The following is a 19,476-nucleotide window of genomic DNA, read 5'->3' as shown; positions in this document are numbered from 1 at the left end:
GCCGGGGAGTGCTGCCCGCGAACCAACGAGCAACATGGGAGGGAATGATCGATGTCCTCTATCCACGCATCTGCAAAATTGTTGCACCTTATTCAGTCGCAGCGCGTGACCGCGGTCATCTATGTCGCCGCGAAGCTGGGGATCGCTGAGCTCCTGCGCGATGGATCGCGGCCCCTTGGCGAACTCGTCGAGGCGACCGGCGCGAACAAACAGGCGCTCCGCCGCCTGCTGACAGCACTTTCGACCATAGGCATTTGCACGGTCGCTGAAGACCGATACGCATTGACCGAACTTGGAGCTTGCCTTGACGGGGCCGCAACCCAGTCCCTCAAGAACTGGACGATCTTTGAAGGCCAGTTCCTGGCCGAATCGTGGACCGGGTTGCTGGACTCGATCATGACGGGCAAGACCGCCGCGCAACTGCTTGGCCATGAAAACAGCTTTGATCTGATGGCGCACGATCCGGAGATGGTCCGCATATTCAATGCGGCGATGATGGAGGGGACGCGTCTGGCGATTCCGGATATCCTGGGGGCCTACGACTTCGGTGCGTTCGCTCATCTCATGGATGTCGGCGGCGGCTCCGGCGAACTCCTTGGCGCCATAGCCGGGCAACATCCGCATATCCGAGGGACCATTTTCGACCTTCCGCGCTGCGCCGAATCCGCGACTGGCCAACTGAGGCGCAGCGGGCTCAGTGACCGCGTCGAATTCATGGCCGGCGATTTCTTCCAGACGATTCCATCAATCGCGGATGCCATCGTCATGAAGCACATCATTCACGATTGGAGCGATGACCGCAGCATGGTCATCCTCGCAAACTGTCGAAGGGCGCTCCCTGCAGGTGGCGTGCTCCTGCTTATCGAACGGATCATGCCGGAATTCCCGAGCGTAAGCGATGCGCACAGGGAACAGACGCTGACCGATCTGCTCATGCTTCGCGGGCCTGGCGGTCTCGAAAGAACGGAAAAGAAGTACGCCTGGCTGTTTCGCGAATCCGGCTTTACTCACACCGCGACCTATCCGGCCGGGCGCCACAGCATCATCGAGGCAAAGGTCGCCTGAGCTTTCGAGGTTAGACCATTACTCCCGCGCAATGGAGCAGCGACTGGTTCGAAGGACATCATAGGCAAAAGCATACTTTGGAAGGAACAAGAATGCATCTGCCTGCTGCAAACAAGTCATCGTCGCCCATATTGGAGAACCCGGCGTACAAGGCCGTGTTCGCGAAGGTCGACTGGCGCCTTATACCTTTGCTACTGATCGCCAGCATGGTCGCCTTTCTCGACCGCATCAATATCGGCTTTGCACAGCTTCAGATGAAGCAGACACTGCCGTTTGATGATGCAGTCTACGGGCTCGGCGCGGGCATCTTCTTCGTCGGATATTTCCTGTTTGAGGTGCCCAGCAATCTTCTTCTGGAAAGGATCGGCGCGCGCAAGACCCTGTTGCGGATCATGGTGCTCTGGGGATTGGCGGCGACCGCCATGATGTTCGTATCGACGCCGCTCCAGTTCTATGCGGCGAGGTTCTTTCTTGGTGTCTTTGAGGCCGGCTTCGCCCCGGGCGTGCTGCTGTACTTGACGTACTGGTACCCGTCGGTGAGGCGCGGGCAGGTCATCGCGATCCTCGCGTCGGCGCCCCCCATTGTGATGTTCATCGCTGGTCCGCTGTGTGGTTCGATCCTGAAGTATTTCGATGGCGTCAGCGGTCTTTATGGCTGGCAATGGCTGTTTCTGATCCAGGGGATGCCCGCGCCAATCCTCGGCGTTCTCGTGTATTACCTGCTCAAGGACAAGCCGTTCCAGGCCGCGTGGCTCTCGAAGGGGGAGAAGGCGCTGCTGGACGATGCTTTACAGCATGACGAAGAGAACATCGTGAAGGCGACCTCGGGGACGTTCCGGCAGCTGCTGCGAGACCCGAAGGTCTACCTGTTGTCGCTGTCCTGTTTTTGTCTGCTGGGCGCCAACTACAAGATGGTATTCTGGATGCCGACCCTGATCCATAGCTGGGGAGTAAAGGATCCGCTACTAGTCGGCGTCTATCACGCAGTAGCCAACGCTGCGGGTATCGTCTGCATGATCCTGATCGGTCGTCATTCGGACAAGCGGCATGAGCGCCGCTGGCACTATGCGACCTGCGTCACGATTGCCGCCGGCGGCTTGTTCTTTCTCATGTTGCTCCACGGCACTTTTGTTGGTTCGATCCTGGCTCTCTCTTTCGCCGTCATCGGCTTTGTGTCAGCGCCGCCGCTCTTCTATGCATTGACCAGTGAGTATCTCTCAGCAGGCGCGGCGGCCGGCGGCCTTGCCCTCGTCACCAGCCTCGGAAACCTCGGTCCGGCGGTAAGCCCGTCGATCACCGGGTTCATCGTGCGGAACACCGGCGACAACATCTATGGCATGTACTTCGTCATGGCGCTGTACCTGCTCTCCGGCGCACTCCTGCTGCTGAGCATGCGGCCCGCAACGAATGAGTTGCTCCTGTCGAGGAGTTGACCCATCCTGCCAAGATCAAGCCGCCGCAGCGGAATGCTCGGTTACCGCCTGCGGCGGGTTGCGGAAGCCGATCGCGATCCGGTTGTAGGTGTTCATCAGGCCGATCGCGATGGTCAGGTCGACCAGTTGCTTCTCGTTGAACATTTCGCGGGCCGCCCGGTAATCGGCATCCGGAATCACGGTCTCCGCCACGCGGGTGACGGTTTCGGCCCAGGCCAGCGCCGCGCGCTCCTCGGCATCGAACAGCGCCTCCGCCTCGCGCCAGACCTGTAGCAGCGCCAACTTCTCGACCTTGACGCCCATTTTCCGAAGTGAGCGGGTATGCATGTCGAGACAATAAGCACAGCCGTTGATCTGCGATATCCGCAGATAGACCAGTTCGACGAGCTGCGCGGAAAGGCCGCTTTGCGTGATGTAGCCATAGACGCCGCCGAGCGCCTTGATGCCCGCGGGCGCGACCTTGTTGTAATCGATCCGCATGCTCATTGCTTGTGTCCTTCCTTGTCGAACACAGTCAGCGCCTTGTCGTTGCTGTCGACGACGAACACCGCAAGCAGCTTCGCCGGTTCGGTCGCGCTGGCGTTGCGCCCGAGCACGTGATGCGCGCCGGGCGGCTCGTAGAAGCTGTCGCCAGCCCGATAGATGTGCGCGGCCTCGCCCTCGAGCTGGCTCTCGATCGCGCCCTGCAGAACATAGACATAAAGAAACGCCGATTTGGCGTGATGGTGCGGCGCCGAGACCTCGCCGGGCGGGAAGTTGACCTCGACCGCGATCAGCGACTTGCCGGGAATGTTCGTGATCATATGCTCGAACTTCGGCGTCACCGATTGCGCCATCGCCGGGGTCGCAAGCGCGGCGCAGGCCAGCAGCGTCGTCATCAAGGTCTTCATCTCGTGCCTCCATTGCTAACGGATAGATGCGGGCACGCATGGCCAAAAAGAAGCACCAAGAATGAACCGAATTGGTGTACCACGAGCCATGCCCAACCCGCTTCCCATCGCGCTCGACCGGTCGGCCAGAACGCCGCTCTCCGAGCAGATCCGCAAGGCGATCGCGGCGGCGATCGACAATGGCGTGCTGGTGCCGGGCGCCCGGCTGCCCTCCTGGCTCGACCTCGCCGCGCAGCTCGGCGTTGCGCGCGGCACCGTGCGGGCGGCCTACGACAAGCTGTCGGACGCCCAGCACATCGTGTCGTCGAAGGCGGGCGGCACCACCGTCGCGAGGCGGCCCGGGAAGGCCGCCAAGCCCGATGCGCCGGTCGCTCCCGGATCGGTCGTGGAGATGTTTCGGGATCTGAGCGGTCAGGGACACTTCCGGATGGGCGTCCCCGCGCAGGATAGCCTCCCCGCCAAGCTGCTGGCGCGAATCCGCGCGCGCGCCGTCCGGGCGGAATTGAGCGCGGTGACCCGACATATCGATCCACGCGGCGAGCTCGAATTGCGACGCGAGATCGCGGCGCACCTCGCGATCGCGCGCGGGCTCGAATGCTCGCCCGCGCAGATCGTCATCACCTCGGGATTCAGCGGCGGACTCGGCCTCGCGCTGCGCGTGCTCGGCCTCGAAGGCCGCCGCGTGTGGATGGAAGACCCGGGATTTCCATTGACGCGAAAGGGCCTCGAGCTCGCGCGGCTGGAGATCGTCCCGATATCAGTCGATGCCAATGGTGTCGATGTCGAGTACGGCCTCAAGTACGCCCCCGACGCGGCACTCGCGGTCGTGACGCCGGGCCAGCAGGCGCCGCTCGGCCCGCCGCTGTCGCCGAAACGTCGCGCGCAGCTGCTCGACTGGGCCGCGCAAACCGGAGCCTTCATCATCGAGGACGACTATCTCGGCGAGTTGCAGCTCGACGGCCGTGCCGCGCCGGCGCTTGCCTCGCTCGACCGCGCCGGCCGGGTGATCCATCTCGGCTCCTTCAGCAAGACGATCTCGCCGACGCTTCGCCTCGGCTTCCTGGTTGCTCCGGAGCCATTGGCGGCGCAGTTCGCCGATGTCGCGACCTGCCTGGTCCCTGCTCCCGGCCCGGCGGTGCAGCTGTCGACCGCCGAGTTCATGCGCGACGGCCACTACATCCGCCATCTCAGGCGAACCAAGCGGGCCTATTGCGACAGGCGCGATGCGCTGACGACGGCGCTGCGGAGTTGGAGCAACGACGCGCGGGTTGCCGGCCTCGCGGTCATGCTGACGCTGCCGGACAAGACCGCCGATGTCGAGATCGCCCGAGCACTGCTCGCGCACGGGCTGGCGCCCGCCCCGCTCTCGCCCTGGTATGTTTCACCGAAGCGCGCGCAGCCGGGTCTATTGCTCGGCATTGCAACGGTGCCGGATCGCGGCGTTCCGGCCGCATGCAAGCGCCTGTTCGAGACGATCCGCGCCCAAGGTCGCATCCAAGGGGGGCCGGCGCCGCGCCGGATCAGGAAGCCTGCAACCCAGTGAGCTTCAGACTCAACGCCTTGAGCCGCTTGCGCGCCTCGGCGTCATAGGCCTGGGCATGGGCGCGGGCCTCGCGCTTGCCGTCGAAGAACAGCCCGCTCCGGCCTGCCACATCGTCATCCTGGACCAGACGCAGGATGGCATCACCGCCCTGCTCGACGGTCGAGATCGGCGTCGCGCCGCTGGCGCGCACCATCGTGGTGTTCATATAGGTCGCAGGGTGCAGCGAGTTAACGGTCACGCCGGAGCCTTCGAGCTCCGCGGCCAAGTCGATGGTGAACATGATCTGCGACAGCTTGCTCTGCGCGTAGGCGCGCGCGCCGTTGTAGTTCTTCGTGATCATCACGTCGCTGAAATCGATCGGGTGCTGGCCGAGCGACGCGACGTTGACGATGCGCGCCGGCGTGCTCGCCTTGAGCCGCGGCAGCAACAGATGCGCGAGCAGGAAGCCGGCGAGATAGTTGACCGCGAAGCGCAGCTCGTTGCCGTCCTTGCTGGTCTGCCGCGCCGGCCCCTCGTTTTGCGAACCAATGCCGGCGTTGCTGACGAACACATCGAGGCGCTCCTGGTCGTCGAGCACCAGCTGGGCAAACTCGCGAACCTCGGCCAGCGAGGACAGATCGGCCTGGTAGAACATCGGCTCGCGGCCGCTGAGACGCTTGATCTCGTCGGCGAGCGTCTGCGCCCGCTTGGTATCGCGGCCGTGGATCAGGACCCGGGCGCCGGCCGACGCCAGCTTCGTCGCGACGTAACGGCCGACGCCGTCGGTGGAACCGGTGATCAGCACCGTCTTGCCTGCCATATTCATCGAAATTGCCTTTCGATCGTTCGCCCAACGCTGTCAGCAAAGATAAAGGCGCCGCGCGGACTTTGCCATGGCATGCCACCGCGCCGACGGCGCCAAAAAAGTCGCCCCGGGGCACGGGCCTTCTCCGGAACCGCAGACGTACATCTTGTCGCGCGGCCGGCGGTCGCGCGGCGCCGCGTCGCGCCTCAGGGAGATCGCGTTCTGATATCCTTGATGTGAACGACAAGCCAGGATCGGCACAAGATCGGCAAAGGACCGGAATGTCCTCGACCATTCCAGACAGGATCTTGCGAAAGACTCCCTCGCTGGAGCCGTTCGGCATGCTGCTGTTGTTCGGCGCGCTGACCGCGCTGCCGATCGTCCTGACACTCCGTCTGGTTGAGCCCGCGCTCGTGCTGCCCGTGCTCAGCCTGTTGTTGTTCGTCCAGGCAGCCATTACCGCGATTGCGGCGCGCGTGATCCACGTGCGCACAAGCGTGGCGAACCTCACGCTGTGGGATTTTGCCGGCGCGTTCACCTTCATGGGGTGCGCAGCGGCGATCCTCGGCGAACCGGATCAGGCGGCGCTGTTCTTCGAGGAAGAAGCAGCAATGCGTCCGGTGTCACGACCGTAATCCCAGGCCGGGCCCCTCTGGCAGCCACAAGCTGCGATGTCGGACTGGAACTCAGTTGGAGTGGCCCTGCTTCGACCCGTGACGCGGATAAGCGTCGCGGTGGATTTGCCGTCCGCATGACGGCAAGAGCCGGTTTCGTCGAAAGGGTCCGCTCCCCGACCTAAAGGGGAATGCGACCATGTCCGAACTATTTTCGCCCGAATTGTTTTCACTCGACGCCCTCAGCGCATTGCTGCAAGTCGTCGTCATCGACCTCGTGCTGGCCGGCGACAATGCCGTCGTGATCGGCCTTGCCGCGGCGGGCCTGCCGGCCAAGCAGCGCGGCAAGGCGATCCTGATCGGCATCGGTGCCGCGACACTGCTGCGCATCCTGTTCGCCCTCGTCACCACGCAGCTGATGCAGATCGTCGGCCTGCTGCTGGCCGGCGGCATCCTGCTCTTGTGGGTGTGCTGGAAGATGTGGCGCGAGCTGCGCGCCGACGCGCACGAGACCACGGCCGAACATGCCGATGGCGCAAAGGGCCAGCGCAAGACGCTGTGGCAGGCCACCACGCAGATCATCGTTGCCGACGTCTCGATGTCGCTCGACAACGTGCTGGCGGTCGCGGGCGCGGCGCGCGAGCAGCCGATCGTGCTGGTGTTCGGCCTCGCGCTCTCGATCGCGATGATGGGCGCAGCGGCTTCTTTCATCGCGCGGCTGCTGCAGAACCACCGCTGGATCGCCTATGTCGGCCTCGCCGTGATCCTCTATGTCGCCATCGACATGACGGTTCGCGGGGCGAACGAGATCGCGAAGGTTGCGCCGGCCTGACGAAAGCAAAACGGCGGGCCCTTCGGCCCGCCGTTCCGCAAATCGACAACGCGCGCTCAGTGGATTTCCGCCGAACGCTTCAGCGCGTCCTTCAGCTTCTCGAGCGAGAAATCCTTGGAACGCGCGATGTCCAGGATCGGGGTCTCGCGGCGGCCGCAGAGTTCGGCGGCCTCGGGCAGCTTCGCCGCGACGTCGTAGGGGATCACGATGGCGCCGTGGCTGTCGGCGTGGATCAGGTCGTCGGATCGCACCGTCATGCCGGCGACGCGGACCTCGCCGCCGAAGCTCTCCGCATGCACCCAGGCGTGCGACGGACCGATCGAGCCGGCCAGCGCCTGGAAGCCCGGCGCCCATTGCGGGATATCGCGGATCGAACCGTCGGTGATGACGCCAAGGCAGCCGAGCGCCTTGTGCACGTTGCTCTGCACCTCGCCCCAGAATGCGCCGTAGCCGACGTCCGGACCGTCGATGTCCTGGATGACAGAGATGCGCGGGCCGAAGCCGGTGCCGACATATTCGTAATATTCGATGCGGCGCTTCGACTGCTCCTCGGCCGAGAGGCCGGATTTCAGCACCGAGCGGATCGTCGTGGTGCGGGCGTAGCCGACCATCGGCGGCAGCGTCGGGAACGGGCAGACCAGCGGCTTCACGGTGTAGCCGATCAGACGGCGCTCCGGCGCGACGATCTCCATCGCGTTGCAAATCGTCGGCGTGTCGTAGCGCGCCAACGCTTCAAGGACGGAAGCAGGAAGCGGGGCGGAAGCAGATGTCGTCACGGCGTTTCTCTCCTGATTTTTGGCGTTCGCAGGGCCGTCTCAGCCTATAGCCGAGATCGCAGGCGAACCCAACCGAGGCACGCTCATGGCTGATATTTGGGAAGGCGCAACCAGCTCTATCACCGTCACCCCCGCGCAACGGCGAAGCCGTTGTCGCTGGAGGAGGCCGCGCAAGCGTCCGTCTCGAAGGGTCGACGGCCCCGCTGGTGGCCGTGCATCCTTCGAGACGCGCTCCGCGCTCCTCAGGATGACGGATCATAGAGAGGCATCAATGCAGATGCGTCGGACGATCGTCGCGATCGCTCTCCGCGACCGGCGCCGCATAGGGAGCAGCAGCGGCCGGCGCCGGCGCGCCCGCAGCTTGCGTCTGCGCGGCAAGCTGGCGCTCCTGGTCGCGATAGGACTTCCAGCCCCAGGGCAGGCTGATCAAATAGGCAACCGAGCCCGCCGACAGGATGTGCCAGGGATAGCCGATCAGCAGCGCGACGAAGAACACCACGGCAACGAACACCGGCAGCACCATTTCCGGCGGCACGCGCATCTTCACGGTCTTGCCGGAGAACACCGGCAGCCGCGACACCATCAGGAAGGCGATCAAGAGCGTGTAGAACGCCGTCAGCGTCGCCGGCGGCATCGGCACGCCGAGGAAGGCGAGATAGATCGGCAGCAGCACGGTGATCGCACCGGCCGGCGCCGGCACGCCGGTGAAATAGTTGGCGGCGAAGGCCGGCTTGTTCGGATCGTCGATCGAGGCATTGAAGCGCGCAAGCCGCAGGCCGCCGGAGATCGCGAACACCATCGCGGCGATCCAGCCGCCGTTGTTCAGCTCATGCAGCTGCCAGAAATACAGGATCAGGCCCGGCGCGACGCCGAAATTGACGAAGTCGGCCAGGCTGTCGAGCTCCGCGCCGAATTTCGACTGGCCCTTGATCATGCGGGCGACGCGGCCGTCGATGCCGTCAAGGATCGCGGCGAACACGATCGCGGCGACCGCAAGCTCGATCCGCCCTTCCGTCGACAGCCGGATCGCGGTCAGCCCGGCGCAGATAGCCAGCAGCGTGATCATGTTCGGCACCAGCATCCGCACCGGGATCGGGCGGAACCGGCGGCGGCGATACTCGGTGGAATTCGGATCGAATGGCGTCATGGTTTTGCAATATAGCAAGCGCTGCCCCGCTCCGCCATCGGTGCGGGAACCGGCCGATCGGGCCGGAGAAACAGAGTTAATTGCCTGATCCAGGCGTACACCCTCATGGTGAGGAGCGCCGAACGCGCGTCTCGAACCATGAGGCCCCTCTCGGCGGCCTGCATCCTTCGAGACGCCCGCTTTGCGGGCTCCTCAGGATGAGGGGCTAGATGTGCGAGCAATCAATCGGCGCGGTAAGTCCGGCCCGGATCGGCGCCCCGGAAATCCGCCAGAATCGTCTCGCCGGCGACCGCGGTCTGCCCCTCGGAGACCAGCGCCTTGGTGCCCTCGGGCAGATAGACGTCGAGCCGCGAGCCGAAGCGGATCAGGCCGAAGCGCTCGCCGGCGCCGATCGACTGGCCCTCCTTGACGAAGCAGACGATGCGCCGCGCCACGAGGCCCGCGATCTGGACCACGCCGATGCGGCCGTTGGAGGTCGAGATGACGAGCGAATTGCGCTCATTGTCCTCGCTCGCCTTGTCGAGCTCGGCATTGATGAAGGCGCCGGGACGGTAGGCGATGCGGTCGATGCGGCCGACCACCGGGCTGCGATTCACATGGCAGTTGAACACGCTCATGAACACCGAGACCCGCGGCAGCGGCTTGTCGCCGAGCCCTAGCTCGGCCGGCGGCAGCGCCTGCACCACCATCGAGACGCGGCCGTCGGCCGGCGACACCACGATGCCGTCGCGCAGCGGCGTCACGCGGACCGGATCGCGGAAGAACAGCGCGCACCAGACGGTCAGCAGCGTCCCGATCCAGCCCAGCGGGGTCCAGATCCAGAACAGGATCAGGCTCGCCAGAGCGAAGCCGCCAATGAAGGGATAGCCCTCCGGGTGGATCGGCGGGATCTGCGCGCGGATGGAATTGGCGATCGACATCAGAGCTCGCTTGCGTTTCCCCGCCCCATTTGGCGGGAGAGGCTCTAAATCGACTATTCCGCGGCGGTCGGCAAGGGTTTCTCACCCGCGTCGGGGCTGGAATCCTCCGACGATTCAGTGACCGCCGGCGGCAGCCGATTCGGCGCGGCGCCGTCCTCATCGACCTGGGCGAGCCGTTCGCGGGCCTCCTCGGCCTCGCGCTGCCGGTTCCACATGCTGGCATAAAGGCCGTCGGCGGCCAAAAGCCGCGCGTGGGTGCCGCGCTCGGCGATCCGGCCCTGGTCCAGCACGATGATCTCGTCGGCGCCGACGATGGTCGACAGCCGGTGCGCGATCACCAGCGAGGTGCGGTTGCGCGAGACCCGCTCCAGCGCGCCCTGGATCTCGTGCTCGGTGTGGCTGTCGAGCGCGGAGGTCGCCTCGTCCAACACCAGGATCGGCGGCGCCTTCAGCACCGTGCGCGCGATCGCAACGCGCTGCTTCTCGCCGCCGGAGAGTTTCAGGCCGCGCTCGCCGACCTGGGTCTCATAGCCCTGCGGCGACATCCGGATGAAGCCGTCGATCTGCGCGAGGCGCGCCGCCTCCTCCACCTCGTCGTCGCGGGCGTCCCAGCGGCCGTAGCGGATGTTGTAGCGGATGGTGTCGTTGAACAGCACGGTGTCCTGCGGCACCATGCCGATCGACGAGCGCAGCGAGGCCTGCGTCACGGTCTTGATGTCCTGGCCGTCGATCAGGATGCGGCCGCTCGAGACGTCGTAGAGGCGGAACAACAGCCGCGAAATCGTCGACTTGCCGGCGCCGGAGGGACCGACGATCGCAACCGTCTTGCCGGCCGGCACCTCGAAGCTCAGGCCCTTGAGGATCGGCCGGTCCACCTCGTAGGCGAAGCGGACATCCTCGAACCGCACGCTGCCGGACGACACCGCGAGCGGCTTGGCCCCCGGAATGTCCTGCACCTCGGGATCGCGCGCCAGCACGTCGAACATCTTCTCGATGTCGATGATCGCCTGCTTGATCTCGCGATACACCATGCCCATGAAGTTCAGCGGCTGGTAGAGCTGGATCATCATCGAATTGATCAGCACGAAATCGCCGACGGTGTGGGTGCCGTTGCGGATGCCGAACGCGCACATCAGCATGGTCGCGGTCAGCCCCGCGGTGAAGATGATCGCCTGCCCGGTGTTGAGCACGGCGAGCGAGGTGTAGGTCTTCACGCTGGCCTGCTCGTAGCGCTCCATCGAGCGGTCGTAGCGCCGCGCCTCGCGCTCCTCGGCGCCGAAATATTTCACCGTCTCGTAGTTGAGCAGCGAGTCGATCGCCTTGGTGTTCGCCTCGGTGTCGGAATCGTTCATCCTGCGGCGGATCTCGATCCGCCACTCGGTCGCGATGTAGGTGAAGTACATGAACACGACGACCGTGAGCAGCACCGCGAGCACGTAGCGCCAGTCGAACTGCCAGAGCAGCACGCCCGCCAGCAGCGCGACCTCGACGATGGTCGGGATCAGCTGCAGGATCACCATCCGCACGATGGTCTCGATGCCGGAGCGGCCGCGCTCCAGGACGCGGGTCAGGCCGCCGGTCTTGCGCTCGAGATGGAAGCGCAGCGACAGCTCGTGCATATGCACGAAGGTGATGTAAGCGAGCCGCCGCACCGCATGCATCGCGACGCGGGCGAAGATGCCGTCGCGCCACTGCGTCAGCACCGCCATGATGATACGCACCGCGCCGTAGCTGATCGTCATCAACACCGGCGAGGCGATCAGCCAGACCACCCAGTTCGAGGCCGCAACCGGCGCCGATCCCGTACCGTTCAGCGCATCGATCGCCCATTTGAAGGTGAACGGTACCGAGAGCGTCGCGAGCTTGGCGAACAGCAGCAACACCACCGACCAGATCACGCGCGTCTTCAAATCGGCGCGATCGCCGGGCCAGATATAGGGCCAGAGATGAACGAGGGTGCCGAGCAGCGTCCCCTTCTCGGCGGCCGGCGGCGTGGCCGTGGGCTGTGCGGCGCCGGTCACACTCTGTTGCGGCGGCACCATCAGGCGCCCGCCCGCGCGGTCGCGGCACGGCGGTCCGCCGCCACATCTTGTCCACGATTTGCCATTGTGCCCGTCATATAGATCGTTTGAACGCGGCGTACAGGCTTATGACGAAAATTGTTCGCGATTCGCGGGAATTTAGGGGATTTTTTGGCCCTCAATCCCCATATGCGAGTCTTGACCCTGTTTACGCTGCAGTGCCACAAGGATCGTATGAACCAAATCAAGACTGTCTGTGTTTATTGCGGCTCCGGCCCCGGTAACAATCCCCGCTTCGTTGAAGCTGCCATCGCACTCGGCAAGAGCTTTGCCGACAACAACGTGCGCCTGGTCTATGGCGGCGGCTCGATCGGCCTGATGGGCGCGGTTGCGAAATCCACACTCGACCACGGCGGCTCCGTCACCGGCATCATTCCCGAATTCCTGCGCGCGCGCGAGAACGCGCTGACCTCGGTTCAGGAGATGATCGTCACGCCCGACATGCATGAGCGCAAGCGGCTGATGTTCGAGCGCTCGGATGCATTCGTCGCGCTGCCCGGCGGCATCGGCACGCTGGAGGAGCTGGTCGAGCAACTGACCTGGCAGCAGCTCGGCCGTCACCATAAGCCGATCCTGCTCGCCAACATCGATGGCTTCTGGGAGCCCCTGCTCTCGCTGCTGAGCCACATGCGCACGACCGAATTCATCCGCGCGACGCTGCCGATCAATGTGCTGATGGCCGATCGCGTCGACGAGATTTTACCGCGGCTGCGTTCGGCGGTGGCCGGCAAGCCGGCGGCCGCGAAGGAGCTGGCGCCCGAAGTGGCGCGGCGGCTGTAACTGTTCGCCGCACTTTCGGCTCCATCACCGTCATGCTGAGGAGGCCGCAAAGCGGCCGTCTCGAAGCACGACGGCCCCGCTGGTGGCCGCGCATCCTTCGAGACGCGCTACGCGCTCCTCAGGATGACGGGTCGAGATAAGTGCTAGCCTGAAATCCTTACTACTCGCTCGGAAAAGTCACGGCCTCGATGCGGTTGCCGTCGGGATCGAGGACGAAGGCCGCATAGTAGCGCACGCGGTCGTGCGGGCGCAGGCCCGGAGGGCCATCGGAGAGGCCGCCTGACGCCAGCGCCGCAGTGTGGAAGGCATCGACCTCAGCGGTCGTCTTCGCGCGCAGGCAGATGTGGGTGCCGCTCTCATGCGGGACCTGCGCCATCCCGGCGCGCAGATTGATCCAGAATTCGGGATAGGCCTTGCCGAAGCCGATCGTCGCCGGCCGCGTGACGAGGCGGCTCAGACCCAGCGCGGCCAGCGTCGGCTCGTAGAACCGCGCGGCCCGTTCCAGATCGCGGACACCGACGGAGACGTGGTCGATCATGGATACTCCCTCCCCGTTGTCATTCCGGGATGGTCCGAAGGACCAGACCCGGAATCTCGAGATTCCGGGTTCGCTGCTTCGCATCGCCCCGGAATGACGGCTCAATCACTCAAGCCTGTGCGCCCGACTTCACCAGCTTGTAAAACACCGAATCCATCAACGCCTGGAACGAGGCGTCGATGATGTTGGGCGAGACGCCGACCGTGGTCCAGCTCTCGCCGGTCTCGTCCTCGCTTTCGATCAAGACGCGCGTGACCGCTTCGGTGCCGCCATTGAGGATACGCACGCGGTAGTCGATCAGCTTCAGGCCATCGATATATTTCTGGTACTTGCCGAGATCCTTGCGCAGCGCGACGTCGAGCGCGTTGACCGGGCCGTTGCCCTCGGCGGCCGAAATCAGCCGCTCGCCGTCGACATCGACCTTCACCACCGCGAGCGCCACCGTGACGCGCTGGCCGTTGGCGTTGTAGCGCTGCTCGACATTGACGTCGAACTGCTCGACCTTGAAATATTCCGGCACCTTGCCGAGGGTGCGGCGCGCCAGCAGATCGAACGATGCGTTGGCGGATTCATAGGCAAAGCCCGCCGCCTCGCGCTCCTTCAACTCCTCGACCAGCCGCGTCAGCCGCGGATCGCTCTTGTCATAGGCGATGCCGGCACGGTCGAGCTCGGCCATCACGTTGGAGCGGCCGGCCTGATCCGACACCAGCACCTTGCGGTGATTGCCGACCAGTTCCGGCAGCACGTGCTCATAGGTCTGCGGATCCTTCATCACAGCCGAGGCATGGATGCCGGTCTTGGTGACGAACGCGCTCTCGCCGACGTACGCCGCATGGCGGTTGGGCGCGCGGTTCAGCATGTCGTCGAGCGTGCGCGACACCTTCACCAGCGTTGCCAGCTTCTCCGTGGTGACACCGATCTCGAACTTGTCCGAAAAATCCTGCTTCAGCTTCAAGGTCGGGATCAGCGAGCAGAGATTGGCGTTGCCGCAGCGCTCGCCAAGGCCGTTGAGCGTGCCCTGGATCTGCCGCGCGCCGGCCCGCACCGCGGCGAGCGAATTGGCGACCGCCTGCTCGGTGTCGTTATGGGCGTGGATGCCGAGATGGGCGCCGGGCACGTGCGTGACGACATCGCCGACGATGGTCTCGATCTCATGCGGCATGGTGCCGCCATTGGTGTCGCACAGCACCACCCAGCGGGCGCCGGCCTGATAGGCGGCCCTGGCGCAGGCGAGCGCGTAGTCGCGGTTCTCCTTGTAGCCGTCGAAGAAATGCTCGCAGTCGACCATCACCTCGCGGCCGAGCGCCTTCGCGGCCGCGACGCTATCGCGGATCGAGGCGAGGTTCTCCTCATTCGTGGTCTCGAGCGCGACCCGGACCTGGTAGGCCGAGGACTTTGCGACGAAGCAGATCGCATCCGCCTTGGCTTCGAGGATGCCGGCAAGCCCGGGATCGTTCGACGCCGAGCGGCCCGGCCGCCGCGTCATGCCGAAGGCGGTGAAGCGCGCGTGCTCGAAGGCAGGCTTCTTGCTGAAGAACTCGGTGTCGGTCGGATTGGCGCCTGGATAGCCGCCCTCGACATAATCGATGCCGAGCGCGTCGAGCATGCCTGATATCACCTGCTTGTCCTGCAGCGTGAAGTCGACGCCATTGGTTTGCGCGCCGTCGCGCAGCGTGGTGTCGAACAGATAGAGGCGCTCGCGGCTCACGCGTGGCCTCCCGGGGTGGCGACACCATCGAGCTGCTTCTGCATCGTGGTGTTGGCAAGCCACTCGTCGTTGATGGTGACCGAGTTGCGCTGCTGGGCGACGTAGCCGCGCTTGCGGAAGAATTCCAGCGCGGTGTCGCTGGCATCGACCTTTAGGGTCTTGGTGCCGCGGGCACTCGCGATCTTCTCCAGCGCATCGCACAGCGCGCTGCCGACACCCTGCCCGACCGCGCTCGGATGCACATAGAGCATGTCGATGAGATCGGCGCCCTTCAGCGAGGCGAAACCGACCGGCGCGCCCTGCAAGGTCGCGATCAGCGTGAGCTGGCCGGCGAGCTTCTTGCCGAACGCTGCCTCGTCATCGGCGGCCATCGCCCAGGCTTCCTGCTGCGCCTCACTGTAGTCGTCGCCGGTCAGGTCCATGATCGAAGCCGCGAAGATCGCCGCCAGCAGCGGCGCGTCGTCGGGCAGATACGGGCGCAGTGCGGGTGCGGAACGGCTCATCGCGCGACCTCCCAGGTGGTGATCGGCTTTCCTTCGGCATCCTTTCCGTCCTTGATCGCCACGCCCATCGCGGCGAGCTGATCGCGGATCCGATCGGACTCCTTGAAATCCTTGCGCGCCCGCGCCGCGGTGCGCTCGGCAATCAGCGCCTCGACAGCTGCGACATCGACGCCGCTCGCCTGCTGCTTGCGCGCCTCCCACGCAGCCGCGCTCTCCGAAAGGAAGCCGAGCAGCCGGAGCGAGCCGGTAAACTCCTTGCGGCTCTGTTCGCTGCTCGACGCAGCACTGCGCAGGCCGTGCAGCACCGCCATCGCCTGCGCCGTATTGAGGTCGTCGTAGAGCGCCTCGACCATCGCCGGCGACGGCGCGCCGGGCTCGGCGTCGGCCGCGACCGCGTACCAGTCGTCGAGCGTCTTCGCGGCCTCCTCTGTGGCCTTCACGGTCCAGTCGAGCGGCGAACGATAATGCGTCTTCAGCATGGCAAGCCGCAGCACTTCGCCGGGCCAATCGGCCAAGAGATCACGGATCGTGAAGAAGTTGCCGAGCGACTTCGACATCTTCTCGCTTTCGATCTGCAGGAAGCCGTTATGCATCCAGACATTGGCCATGCGGTCGGAGTGGAACGCGCAGCAGGTCTGGGCGAGCTCGTTCTCATGGTGCGGGAACACCAGGTCGATGCCGCCGCCATGGATGTCGAACTTCTCGCCGAGATGCTTCCAGGCCATTGCCGAGCACTCGATGTGCCAGCCGGGACGGCCCTCGACCTTGATGCCGGCCGGCGACGGCCATGACGGCTCGCCCGGCTTCGACGGCTTCCACAGCACGAAGTCGGTGTTGTCGCGCTTGTAGGGCGCGACGTCGACGCGGGCGCCCGCGATCATCTCGTCGAGCGAACGCTTCGACATCGCGCCGTAGCGCGGCAACATCGAGTTGGCCGCGTTCATCGCCTGCGGCGAGAACAACACGTGATCCTCGGCGACATAGGCAAAGCCGCCGGCGACCAGCTTCTCGATGATCGCGCGCATCTCCGGGATATGCTCGGTCGCGCGCGGCTGCACGGTCGGCGGCAAGCAGCCGAGCGCCGTGACATCGTCCTGATACTGCTGATAGGTCTGCTCGGTGACCTTGCGGATCGCTTCGTTCAGCGGCACGCCGGGATAATCCCGCGCGGCGCGGACGTTGATCTTGTCGTCGACGTCGGTGATGTTGCGGACATAGGTCACGTGATCGGCGCCATAGCGATGGCGCAGCACGCGAAACAGCACGTCGAAGACAATAGCCGCGCGGCCGTTGCCGATATGAGCGAAGTCATAGACCGTCGGTCCGCAGGCATACATGCGGACGTTGTCGGCATCGAGCGGCACGAACGGCCGCTTCTCCCGGGTCAGCGTATCGTAGAGGCGCAAATCCATGGAAACCGTTCCCTTGCGGCCGGGCGGTCCAATGCTCTCATGTGTTGAGAAAAGACGGCCTCAGCCAGCGAATCGCTAGCTCATAATCTCGCGGCAAATGCTGCAGATGGCGAGGTGGCCGTTCATGGTTCCACCATGTCTCACGGCCCCATTATTGCGTCAAGGGGCTGTTTTCGGGCGGTTTGCCACCCCGCCCCGCACCGAAATCACGTCAACGCCCTCATGGTTAATCATTATTAAGGATTTGGGCGTATCCGGACGCCAGCGGATTCCCCGCCATTTTCACCGGTGCACCATGCGGCCCATTTCAGCATTGATTGCCTGCACGCTCTTCCTTGCTCCGTCCTTCCTTTTCTCCTCGGCTGCGCTGGCCGACAGCCGCGTCTTCATCGTCGCCAACCAGGCCGACGGCTACGGCATCGACCAGTGCCTCGCCCGCGGCGACCGCTGCGGCGCCTCCGCCGCCCGCGCCTATTGCCGGTCACGCGATTTTGCGCAGGCCACCAACTACCGCCGCGTCGATCCCGACGAGATCACCGGCGCGGTTCCGCACGCCGCGAATGAAAAATGCAGCGGCAACAGCTGCGGCGAATTCGTTGCCATCACCTGCCAGCGCTGAGCCAAGCCGCTGGTCGGGCGGGGTTATTGCCACACCGGCGCCCCGGAAACGACGTGACGCTGCCCCGAGAAACGGCTATTGCAGCGGCCTTGCCCGCGCGCTTTGGCGTTGATCGCCGCGCGGCGTCGTTTTAATGGCCGGATATGCCCAATAGCTCCCGTTCTCGCTTCTCCTGCTGGTTTCTGACGTGCGCCGTGCTGGCCGGCATGGCCCTGCCCGCCACGCATGCCCTGGCGCAAGTGCCGCCCGGCCCGCCCGGTCCGGCTCCGCAAGCCGCGCCGCAGGCCAATCCGATGTGCGGCCGGCTCGAAGGCCAGCTGGCGGCGATCGACCGCGGCGGCGGCTCCGGCGATCCGGCCAAGGACGAGCAGATCCGCCGCTATCAGGACGCAGCGACCCGCCAGCAGGGCGAACTCGATCGGGTGACGGCGCAGGCCCGGCGCATGGGCTGCGACAGCTCCGGGTTCTTCTCGCTCTTCAATAACAATTCGGCGCAGTGCGGTCCGGTCAATACCCAGATCCAGCAGATGCGCGCCAATCTCGACCAGATCACCGCCAATCTCGAACGACTGCGCTCCGGCGGGCTCGGTGGCGCCGACCGCGAGAACCAGCGCCGCTCGGTCCTGACCGCGCTGGCGCAGAACAATTGCGGTCCGCAATATGCCGCGGCCGCGCGTGGCCCCGGCAACTTCCTCGAGAACCTGTTCGGCGGCGGTGGTGGCGGCAATCCCAACAATCCGCTGCCCCCGCCAGACGCGCAGTATGGCGCCCAGTCCGGTACCTTCCGTACCGTCTGCGTCCGCACCTGCGACGGCGCCTATTTCCCGATCTCGTTCGCAACGGTGCAGGCGCGCTTCGCCGCCGACGAGCAAATCTGCAAGGCGCAGTGCCCTGCCGCGGATGCCAGCCTGTTCACCTACCGAAATCCCGGCGAGGACATCAACCAGGCGGTCTCGATCAGCGGTGTGTCCTACTCGTCGCTGCCGAACGCCTTCAAGTACCGCACCGAGTTCAATCCGTCCTGCTCCTGCAAGCCGGCCGGCCAGAGCTGGGCCGAGGCGCTGAAGGCGGTCGACGACAAGGCGTCCGCCGAGCAGCAGGGCGATATCATCGTCACCGAGGAGAGCGCGCGGAAGATGCAGCAGCGCGCCCAGACCAAGGCCGCGGCCGGCAAGAAAGGCGCGCCCGCAGCCGCAGCTCAACAGCAGCCCGCAGCCGCTGACGCCACGGCACCGGCGGCCGCGCCGGCGAGCGACGGCCAGATCCGCACCGTCGGCCCGGCCTTCATCCCGAAGCGGTAAGAAGAGCTCAGCCCTCGAACGCCTCCGCCGACGCGCGCGAGGTGCGCGCCACCAGCGTCTCGTCGGGCGCCGGCAACGCCTTGCCGAAATCGCGGAAGCGGTTGGTGATGGGATAGCGGCGGTCGCGGCCGAAATTCTTCCGCGTCACCTTCACCCCCGGCGCCGCCTGCCGCCGCTTGTATTCGGCGATGTTGAGCAGGCGATCGACCCGGGCCACCACGTCGCGGTCGAAGCCGGCTTCGATGATGGTCGCCAGCGGCTCCTCGCGCTCCACCAGCCGCTCGAGGATCGCGTCCAGCACGTCGTAGGGCGGCAGCGAATCCTGGTCGGTCTGGTTCTCGCGCAACTCCGCGGTCGGCGGCCGGATGATGATGTTGACCGGAATCACCTCGCCTGAGGGCCCGAGCGCGCCGTCCGGCTTCCAGCCATTGCGCAGGCTCGACAGACGGAACACCTCGGTCTTGTAGATGTCCTTGATCGGATTGAAGCCGCCGTTCATGTCGCCATACAGCGTGGCGTAGCCGACCGAC

General features: G+C 65.2%; 20 protein-coding genes. 8 read left to right on the top strand and 12 right to left on the bottom strand.

The window, feature by feature from the left end; all coding sequences use genetic code 11:
* The first annotated feature begins 51 nt into the window (after window positions 1-51).
* Both PMN64_RS03130 and PMN64_RS03125 read left to right on the top strand, forming a co-directional pair.
* Window positions 52-1,065, top strand: a complete 1,014-nt coding sequence (locus tag PMN64_RS03130) for a methyltransferase (protein WP_411779680.1) — start codon at window positions 52-54, stop codon at window positions 1,063-1,065.
* Window positions 1,066-1,157: 92 nt separating this feature from the next.
* A complete protein-coding gene (locus PMN64_RS03125) occupies window positions 1,158-2,498 on the top strand; it encodes an MFS transporter (RefSeq protein WP_411779679.1) in 1,341 nt (446 codons plus the stop codon).
* Between the two features lie 15 nt (window positions 2,499-2,513).
* Here PMN64_RS03125 and PMN64_RS03120 read toward each other — a convergent pair whose 3' ends face one another.
* A complete protein-coding gene (locus tag PMN64_RS03120; RefSeq protein WP_411779678.1) occupies window positions 2,514-2,984 on the bottom strand; it encodes a carboxymuconolactone decarboxylase family protein in 471 nt (156 codons plus the stop codon).
* Entirely contained in the window at window positions 2,981-3,388 is a 408-nt protein-coding gene (locus tag PMN64_RS03115; protein WP_411779677.1) for a cupin domain-containing protein, read from the bottom strand. Before PMN64_RS03115 ends, PMN64_RS03120 begins: the two co-directional genes overlap by 4 nt.
* Window positions 3,389-3,476: 88 nt before the next feature.
* Between PMN64_RS03115 and PMN64_RS03110 the strand changes: the two genes are divergently transcribed.
* A complete protein-coding gene (locus PMN64_RS03110; RefSeq protein WP_411779676.1) occupies window positions 3,477-4,931 on the top strand; it encodes a PLP-dependent aminotransferase family protein in 1,455 nt (484 codons plus the stop codon).
* Here the strand turns inward: PMN64_RS03110 and PMN64_RS03105 are convergent.
* Complete coding sequence (locus tag PMN64_RS03105; RefSeq protein WP_411779675.1) at window positions 4,909-5,736, bottom strand: SDR family NAD(P)-dependent oxidoreductase; 828 nt, start codon at window positions 5,734-5,736, stop codon at window positions 4,909-4,911. The genes PMN64_RS03110 and PMN64_RS03105 overlap by 23 nt on opposite strands.
* 320 nt (window positions 5,737-6,056) lie before the next feature.
* On the opposite strand from PMN64_RS03105, the gene PMN64_RS03100 reads away from it, so the two are divergent.
* Window positions 6,057-6,350, top strand: a complete 294-nt coding sequence (locus PMN64_RS03100) for a hypothetical protein (RefSeq protein ID WP_028344571.1) — start codon at window positions 6,057-6,059, stop codon at window positions 6,348-6,350.
* A gap of 178 nt (window positions 6,351-6,528) precedes the next feature.
* Window positions 6,529-7,161 carry a TerC family protein gene (locus PMN64_RS03095; RefSeq protein WP_028344570.1) on the top strand — a complete coding sequence of 211 codons (633 nt, stop codon included), beginning with the start codon at window positions 6,529-6,531 and terminating at the stop codon, window positions 7,159-7,161.
* A 56-nt stretch (window positions 7,162-7,217) separates the two neighbouring features.
* Here PMN64_RS03095 and PMN64_RS03090 read toward each other — a convergent pair whose 3' ends face one another.
* The 4 genes from PMN64_RS03090 to PMN64_RS03075 form a co-directional block, all read right to left on the bottom strand.
* A complete protein-coding gene (locus PMN64_RS03090; RefSeq protein WP_411779674.1) occupies window positions 7,218-7,937 on the bottom strand; it encodes an RraA family protein in 720 nt (239 codons plus the stop codon).
* A 268-nt stretch (window positions 7,938-8,205) separates the two neighbouring features.
* Entirely contained in the window at window positions 8,206-9,084 is an 879-nt protein-coding gene (gene pssA / locus PMN64_RS03085; RefSeq protein WP_411779673.1) for a CDP-diacylglycerol--serine O-phosphatidyltransferase, read from the bottom strand.
* 221 nt (window positions 9,085-9,305) lie between these two features.
* Entirely contained in the window at window positions 9,306-10,004 is a 699-nt protein-coding gene (locus tag PMN64_RS03080; RefSeq protein WP_028344567.1) for a phosphatidylserine decarboxylase, read from the bottom strand.
* Window positions 10,005-10,057: 53 nt separating this feature from the next.
* Window positions 10,058-12,046 (bottom strand): ABCB family ABC transporter ATP-binding protein/permease, encoded by a 1,989-nt coding sequence (locus tag PMN64_RS03075; RefSeq protein ID WP_411779672.1) that lies wholly within the window; start codon window positions 12,044-12,046, stop codon window positions 10,058-10,060.
* Between the two features lie 213 nt (window positions 12,047-12,259).
* Between PMN64_RS03075 and PMN64_RS03070 the strand changes: the two genes are divergently transcribed.
* Window positions 12,260-12,865 carry a TIGR00730 family Rossman fold protein gene (locus PMN64_RS03070; protein WP_304499716.1) on the top strand — a complete coding sequence of 202 codons (606 nt, stop codon included), beginning with the start codon at window positions 12,260-12,262 and terminating at the stop codon, window positions 12,863-12,865.
* A gap of 160 nt (window positions 12,866-13,025) precedes the next feature.
* Here the strand turns inward: PMN64_RS03070 and PMN64_RS03065 are convergent, their stop codons facing one another.
* The 4 genes from PMN64_RS03065 to cysS form a co-directional block, all read right to left on the bottom strand.
* The gene (locus tag PMN64_RS03065; protein WP_411779671.1) at window positions 13,026-13,403 is read right to left on the bottom strand and encodes a VOC family protein; all 378 of its coding nucleotides are present in this window, start codon (window positions 13,401-13,403) and stop codon (window positions 13,026-13,028) included.
* A 109-nt stretch (window positions 13,404-13,512) separates the two neighbouring features.
* A complete protein-coding gene (cimA, locus tag PMN64_RS03060) occupies window positions 13,513-15,111 on the bottom strand; it encodes a citramalate synthase (RefSeq protein ID WP_411779670.1) in 1,599 nt (532 codons plus the stop codon).
* A complete protein-coding gene (locus PMN64_RS03055; protein WP_141340545.1) occupies window positions 15,108-15,614 on the bottom strand; it encodes a GNAT family N-acetyltransferase in 507 nt (168 codons plus the stop codon). The genes cimA and PMN64_RS03055 overlap by 4 nt, the downstream gene beginning before the upstream one ends.
* Window positions 15,611-17,026, bottom strand: a complete 1,416-nt coding sequence (gene cysS, locus PMN64_RS03050) for a cysteine--tRNA ligase (protein ID WP_411779669.1) — start codon at window positions 17,024-17,026, stop codon at window positions 15,611-15,613. The genes PMN64_RS03055 and cysS overlap by 4 nt, the downstream gene beginning before the upstream one ends.
* Before the next feature lie 295 nt (window positions 17,027-17,321).
* On the opposite strand from cysS, the gene PMN64_RS03045 reads away from it, so the two are divergent.
* Both PMN64_RS03045 and PMN64_RS03040 read left to right on the top strand, forming a co-directional pair.
* Window positions 17,322-17,645: a hypothetical protein gene (locus tag PMN64_RS03045; RefSeq protein ID WP_028344560.1), complete on the top strand. Its 324-nt coding sequence runs from the start codon at window positions 17,322-17,324 to the stop codon at window positions 17,643-17,645.
* Between the two features lie 143 nt (window positions 17,646-17,788).
* Complete coding sequence (locus PMN64_RS03040) at window positions 17,789-18,946, top strand: DUF2865 domain-containing protein (RefSeq protein WP_411779668.1); 1,158 nt, start codon at window positions 17,789-17,791, stop codon at window positions 18,944-18,946.
* A 7-nt stretch (window positions 18,947-18,953) separates the two neighbouring features.
* On the opposite strand, the gene nadE is transcribed toward PMN64_RS03040, so the two are convergent.
* Window positions 18,954-19,476: NAD(+) synthase (gene nadE / locus PMN64_RS03035; RefSeq protein WP_411779667.1), on the bottom strand; the 523-nt coding region annotated here is incomplete at its 5' end.

Origin of the sequence: Bradyrhizobium sp. UFLA01-814, from assembly GCF_046718885.1 — a bacterium.
GTDB classification, from domain to species: domain Bacteria; phylum Pseudomonadota; class Alphaproteobacteria; order Rhizobiales; family Xanthobacteraceae; genus Bradyrhizobium; species Bradyrhizobium elkanii.
Note: the sequence above shows the minus strand (reverse complement) of the source record. Positions and strands in the feature narration are given on the sequence as shown.

Coding starts and splice junctions, on each gene's coding strand:
- PMN64_RS03095 (WP_028344570.1), top strand. CDS start 6,529: ATGTCCGAACTATTTTCGCCCGAATTGTTTTCACTCGACGCCCTCAGC.
- PMN64_RS03040 (WP_411779668.1), top strand. CDS start 17,789: ATGCCCAATAGCTCCCGTTCTCGCTTCTCCTGCTGGTTTCTGACGTGC.
- PMN64_RS03110 (WP_411779676.1), top strand. CDS start 3,477: ATGCCCAACCCGCTTCCCATCGCGCTCGACCGGTCGGCCAGAACGCCG.
- PMN64_RS03105 (WP_411779675.1), bottom strand. CDS start 5,736: ATGAATATGGCAGGCAAGACGGTGCTGATCACCGGTTCCACCGACGGC.
- PMN64_RS03045 (WP_028344560.1), top strand. CDS start 17,322: ATGCGGCCCATTTCAGCATTGATTGCCTGCACGCTCTTCCTTGCTCCG.
- PMN64_RS03115 (WP_411779677.1), bottom strand. CDS start 3,388: ATGAAGACCTTGATGACGACGCTGCTGGCCTGCGCCGCGCTTGCGACC.
- PMN64_RS03055 (WP_141340545.1), bottom strand. CDS start 15,614: ATGAGCCGTTCCGCACCCGCACTGCGCCCGTATCTGCCCGACGACGCG.
- PMN64_RS03125 (WP_411779679.1), top strand. CDS start 1,158: ATGCATCTGCCTGCTGCAAACAAGTCATCGTCGCCCATATTGGAGAAC.
- PMN64_RS03130 (WP_411779680.1), top strand. CDS start 52: ATGTCCTCTATCCACGCATCTGCAAAATTGTTGCACCTTATTCAGTCG.
- pssA (WP_411779673.1), bottom strand. CDS start 9,084: ATGACGCCATTCGATCCGAATTCCACCGAGTATCGCCGCCGCCGGTTC.
- PMN64_RS03100 (WP_028344571.1), top strand. CDS start 6,057: ATGCTGCTGTTGTTCGGCGCGCTGACCGCGCTGCCGATCGTCCTGACA.
- PMN64_RS03065 (WP_411779671.1), bottom strand. CDS start 13,403: ATGATCGACCACGTCTCCGTCGGTGTCCGCGATCTGGAACGGGCCGCG.
- PMN64_RS03120 (WP_411779678.1), bottom strand. CDS start 2,984: ATGAGCATGCGGATCGATTACAACAAGGTCGCGCCCGCGGGCATCAAG.
- PMN64_RS03070 (WP_304499716.1), top strand. CDS start 12,260: ATGAACCAAATCAAGACTGTCTGTGTTTATTGCGGCTCCGGCCCCGGT.
- cysS (WP_411779669.1), bottom strand. CDS start 17,026: ATGGATTTGCGCCTCTACGATACGCTGACCCGGGAGAAGCGGCCGTTC.
- PMN64_RS03080 (WP_028344567.1), bottom strand. CDS start 10,004: ATGTCGATCGCCAATTCCATCCGCGCGCAGATCCCGCCGATCCACCCG.
- PMN64_RS03075 (WP_411779672.1), bottom strand. CDS start 12,046: ATGGTGCCGCCGCAACAGAGTGTGACCGGCGCCGCACAGCCCACGGCC.